Origin of the sequence: Micromonospora sp. WMMA1363 (assembly GCF_030345795.1) — a bacterium.
Classification (GTDB): Bacteria; Actinomycetota; Actinomycetes; order Mycobacteriales; family Micromonosporaceae; genus Micromonospora.
On sequence record NZ_JAUALB010000010.1, the window covers coordinates 1 to 3,613 of the forward strand.

4 protein-coding genes and 2 pseudogenes are annotated in these 3,613 nt (G+C 68.9%); 3 read left to right on the forward strand and 3 right to left on the reverse strand.

Features of this window, described 5'->3' with window-relative positions:
* Positions 1–131 precede the first annotated feature (131 nt).
* The 3 genes and pseudogenes from QTQ03_RS28885 to QTQ03_RS28890 all read right to left on the reverse strand — a co-directional run bounded on the left by QTQ03_RS28885 (position 132) and on the right by QTQ03_RS28890 (position 1,762).
* Positions 132–254, reverse strand: coding sequence for a hypothetical protein (locus QTQ03_RS28885; protein WP_289279061.1), 123 nt, complete (start codon positions 252–254; stop codon positions 132–134).
* 231 nt (positions 255–485) lie between these two features.
* Positions 486–722 carry a hypothetical protein gene (locus QTQ03_RS30490; RefSeq protein ID WP_353890661.1) on the reverse strand — a complete coding sequence of 79 codons (237 nt, stop codon included), beginning with the start codon at positions 720–722 and terminating at the stop codon, positions 486–488.
* A gap of 63 nt (positions 723–785) precedes the next feature.
* Positions 786–1,762 (reverse strand): annotated as a pseudogene (locus QTQ03_RS28890) (choline/carnitine O-acyltransferase).
* Between QTQ03_RS28890 and QTQ03_RS28895 the strand changes: the two are divergent.
* The 3 genes and pseudogenes from QTQ03_RS28895 to QTQ03_RS28905 all read left to right on the forward strand — a co-directional run bounded on the left by QTQ03_RS28895 (position 1,713) and on the right by QTQ03_RS28905 (position 3,486).
* Positions 1,713–2,486, forward strand: a complete 774-nt coding sequence (locus tag QTQ03_RS28895) for a choline/carnitine O-acyltransferase (RefSeq protein ID WP_353890662.1) — start codon at positions 1,713–1,715, stop codon at positions 2,484–2,486. The pseudogene QTQ03_RS28890 and the gene QTQ03_RS28895 sit on opposite strands and share 50 nt — an antisense overlap.
* Positions 2,487–2,532: 46 nt before the next feature.
* Positions 2,533–3,131: pseudogene (locus QTQ03_RS28900) on the forward strand (choline/carnitine O-acyltransferase).
* Positions 3,132–3,363: 232 nt separating this feature from the next.
* Positions 3,364–3,486 carry a hypothetical protein gene (locus tag QTQ03_RS28905; protein WP_289279061.1) on the forward strand — a complete coding sequence of 41 codons (123 nt, stop codon included), beginning with the start codon at positions 3,364–3,366 and terminating at the stop codon, positions 3,484–3,486.
* Positions 3,487–3,613 lie beyond the last annotated feature (127 nt).

The following is a 3,613-nucleotide window of genomic DNA, read 5'->3' on the forward strand; positions in this document are numbered from 1 at the left end:
CTCAACACTCCCCCGCAGACCCGGCTGGCCGAGCAGGCCGGCCAGCCGGACGTCCGTCAGGTCGAGCGCGTCCTGAAGGGTGAACGGACGGTTGACTCTGCTGATCCACTCGATCGCCATCGCTGTCGATCCTAGCTGCAGTCGCCCCCGAAGCAGCGGATCCAGCCGGTCTTGGTCTTGATGTGGATCTCCTTGATGTAGCCCTGGGTGGGGATGGCCCGCAAGGCTCCCTCGCCCTTCGCGAAATTGAGCATCCTTGCGTGGTCCATATTCGGTGCCTCGACGTAGAGGATGACGCCGCGGTGCGGCGTACCTGCTGATCCGGCTCAACCAGATCATGCACGGCTGGGACATCTTGTGGGTGCGCCGGAGGCTTGGAGCTTGTCAGGCGGGGGTGCGATGGGCAGCCAGCGGGAGCCAGCGCGGGCGCCGTCACACCGGCCACAGACCACGGAGATCGAACGGCCGGGGCGGACGTTACCCGGCTACCGCTCGTCGAGCAGGTCGCGCAGCTCACGTAACGCTTCGCGGAGCTGGTCGGCAAACGTGTACATCATGCCGGCGACCGGGCGCGGGGTGCTGAGGTACAGGTTGAACCGGTCCGACAGCAGCACGTACGCGATCCCGATGCAGCGACTGCTGGTGGCCCCGACCCGAAGTAGCGGATGCTGGTCGACGGCGCCGAGCTGGTGCTCAGGTAGTCGTCGCGCATCGTGAGCCACCCCGGCGTCTCGTACAGCGGGACGACTCGGGCACGCCGAGCGCCGCCCCACGCCGTTTTTGGATCAGCTGCAGCTGCCACAGGTGCTGTTCGGGTGCCGCACCGGCTGGCACTGCTTCGCGCGGTCGACATGCTTGTCGGCCGCGGCCCGGAACGCTGCCCGCCGCTCGTCGGGTGAAGCGGCAGGGTCCTCCGACGTGGCCACGAACCGCAGCACCTCGGGCGTGACGACGCGCATCGCCTCGGTCCGCCCCGCAGGTACTGGCGGGTGGCGATGGACTCGTACGTGGCGCCGATGAAGCCCTTGGCCCGCTTGTGCGCGAGCTGGTATGCCATCTGCACGAACGCGTCCGGCGACATTCGTAGCCGTTTGACCTCGTCCACCCCGAACTCGTCGAAGGCAGGGTCACGGTGGCGGTGTCCGCGCCGTATTGGGCGAACGACCGTGCCGCGGCGACGATGTCGGCCCGCAGCGCGTCGTCGAGCACGAACGTGATCGCCTCGATCGCGGCACCCCTGCGCCGTCGCACCCGACTGCGCGGCGTGTTCCTCGGGCGACGCGGCGAGCATCGTGTCGACGAAGCTGAGGACGGTGGTGCCGTCCAGCCCGCAGTGCTCGACGTTGATGCCGGCCGTGCCGTCGGCGAACACGATGAGCGACATTGCCTTGTCGAACCACCGGTTGCCGCTGTCGCCGTGCAGCAACTGGTCGCAGGCCGCCAGGTCGTCGGCCGGCGTCCGGTCCTCTAGGCACACGCAGAACAGTGCCGTCTCGACGGTGTCCAGAGCCGCGGCGTTGCCGGGATCCAAGGCCATCAGACGGTCCCTGGCCGCCGCCCACTCGGTCCGGGCCATCGTGGTGAGGTGACCAGCCGCGGTGGCCGTCGCGCCCCGTGCGACACCGGCCTTCTCCACCTCACGCAGGCCGGCCGCCAGGTTGTCGAGGGAGTACGGGCGCCCGTTTGGACCGACCACGTCCATCCGGAACGCGTTGCCGCGCTGGAACACCACGATGTGCCGCGCCGTCGACGGACCTGGCATCTCGTCGCTGTACGGCGCTCGAACGGTGTTCTCGACCACCCGGGATCCGGGTGCGCAGGACACCGTTCGAGCGCCGTACAGCGACGAGATGCCAGGTCCGTCGACGGCGCGGCACATCGTGGTGTTCCAGCGCGGCAACGCGTTCCGGATGGACGTGGTCGGTCCAAACGGGCGCCCGTACTCCCTCGACAACCTGGCGGCCGGCCTGCGTGAGGTGGAGAAGGCCGGTGTCGCACGGGGCGCGACGGCCACCGCGGCTGGTCACCTCACCACGATGGCCCGGACCGAGTGGGCGGCGGCCAGGGACCGTCTGATGGCCTTGGATCCCGGCAACGCCGCGGCTCTGGACACCGTCGAGACGGCACTGTTCTGCGTGTGCCTAGAGGACCGGACGCCGGCCGACGACCTGGCGGCCTGCGACCAGTTGCTGCACGGCGACAGCGGCAACCGGTGGTTCGACAAGGCAATGTCGCTCATCGTGTTCGCCGACGGCACGGCCGGCATCAACGTCGAGCACTGCGGGCTGGACGGCACCACCGTCCTCAGCTTCGTCGACACGATGCTCGCCGCGTCGCCCGAGGAACACGCCGCGCAGTCGGGTGCGACGGCGCAGGGGGTGCCGGCGATCGAGGCGATCACGTTCGTGCTCGACGACGCGCTGCGGGCCGACATCGTCGCCGCGGCACGGTCGTTCGCCCATACGGCGCGGACACCGCCACCGTGACCCTGCCTTCGACGAGTTCGGGGTGGACGAGGTCAAACGGCTACGAATGTCGCCGGACGCGTTCGTGCAGATGGCATACCAGCTCGCGCACAAGCGGGCCAAGGGCTTCATCGGCGCCACGTACGAGTCCATCGCCACCCGCCAGTACCTGCGGGGGCGGACCGAGGCGATGCGCGTCGTCACGCCCGAGGTGCTGCGGTTCGTGGCCACGTCGGAGGACCCTGCCGCTTCACCCGACGAGCGGCGGGCAGCGTTCCGGGCCGCGGCCGACAAGCATGTCGACCGCGCGAAGCAGTGCCAGGCCGGTGCGGCACCCGAACAGCACCTGTGGCAGCTGCAGCTGATCCAAAAACGGCGTGGGGCGGCGCTCGGCGTGCCCGAGTCGTCCCGGCTGTACGAGACGCCGGGTGGCTCACGATGCGCGACGACTACCTGAGCACCAGCTCGGCGCCGTCGACCAGCATCCGCTACTTCGGGTTCGGGGCCACCAGCAGTCGCTGCATCGGGATCGCGTACGTGCTGCTGTCGGACCGGTTCAACCTGTACCTCAGCACCCCGCGCCCGGTCGCCGGCATGATGTACACGTTTGCCGACCAGCTCCGCGAAGCGTTACGTGAGCTGCGCGACCTGCTCGACGAGCGGTAGCCCGGGTAACGTCCGCCCCGGCCGTTCGATCTCCGTGGTCTGTGGCCGGTGTGACGGCGCCCGCGCTGGCTCCCGCTGGCTGCCCATCGCACCCCCGCCTGACAAGCTCCAAGCCTCCGGCGCACCCACAAGATGTCCCAGCCGTGCATGATCTGGTTGAGCCGGATCAGCAGGTACGCCGCACCGCGGCGTCATCCTCTACGTCGAGGCACCGAATATGGACCACGCAAGGATGCTCAATTTCGCGAAGGGCGAGGGAGCCTTGCGGGCCATCCCCACCCAGGGCTACATCAAGGAGATCCACATCAAGACCAAGACCGGCTGGATCCGCTGCTTCGGGGGCGACTGCAGCTAGGATCGACAGCGATGGCGATCGAGTGGATCAGCAGAGTCAACCGTCCGTTCACCCTTCAGGACGCGCTCGACCTGACTGACGTCCGGCTGCCGGCCTGCTCGGCCAGCCGGGTCTGCGGGGAGTGTTG

Excerpts from the sequence above, each read along its gene's own strand:
- QTQ03_RS28885 (WP_289279061.1), bottom strand. The coding sequence starts at position 254 with ATGCTCAATTTCGCGAAGGGCGAGGGAGCCTTGCGGGCCATCCCCACC.
- QTQ03_RS28905 (WP_289279061.1), top strand. The coding sequence starts at position 3,364 with ATGCTCAATTTCGCGAAGGGCGAGGGAGCCTTGCGGGCCATCCCCACC.